This window comes from Ochrobactrum sp. SFR4 (assembly GCF_019730395.1).
Lineage (GTDB): Bacteria > Pseudomonadota > Alphaproteobacteria > Rhizobiales > Rhizobiaceae > Pseudochrobactrum.
Genome location: NZ_JAAPBB010000291.1, coordinates 1 through 400, shown reverse-complemented (window position 1 = coordinate 400; position 400 = coordinate 1). Strand labels below are relative to the sequence as shown.

The window sequence follows — 400 nt, the reverse complement described above, 5'->3', positions numbered from 1 at the left end:
AAGGCTCTCTAAAAGAAAAGGCCGCTATAAAGCGGCCTTTTTGCATTATTGGGCGGGAATAGATTTTTCTAGAAAAGCGATAATCTTATCGGCGACTTCACGATGGATCGCCTCACGGCTACGTCCTCCACCATCTTTGCAGACAATACCATCGCCCGGCGTTTCGGCCTCAATCATTTCCACTGCACCAGCCTTACAGTTTTGCATGAAGCTGAAATGTGCAGCATCCGCGATCTCGATATATTGCGTAGTTTTATCGGGCATATTCGCTGCGATATAACCGGATTCCATTTTGGCAGGCAGGTCACCAATATCAACGCCAGCACCAAAAATCAGTGCAGGTACTGAAATACTATTCAGGCTCTCCGGCGTAAAACCACGTGCCAGCCCCAGATCAAGC

General features: G+C 48.2%; 1 protein-coding gene. It reads right to left on the bottom strand.

The features are described 5' to 3' along the window. Positions 1 to 45: 45 nt before the first annotated feature. On the bottom strand, positions 46 to 400 hold a 355-nt coding region (locus HBA93_RS19040; RefSeq protein ID WP_502910142.1), incomplete at its 5' end, for an alpha/beta hydrolase family protein.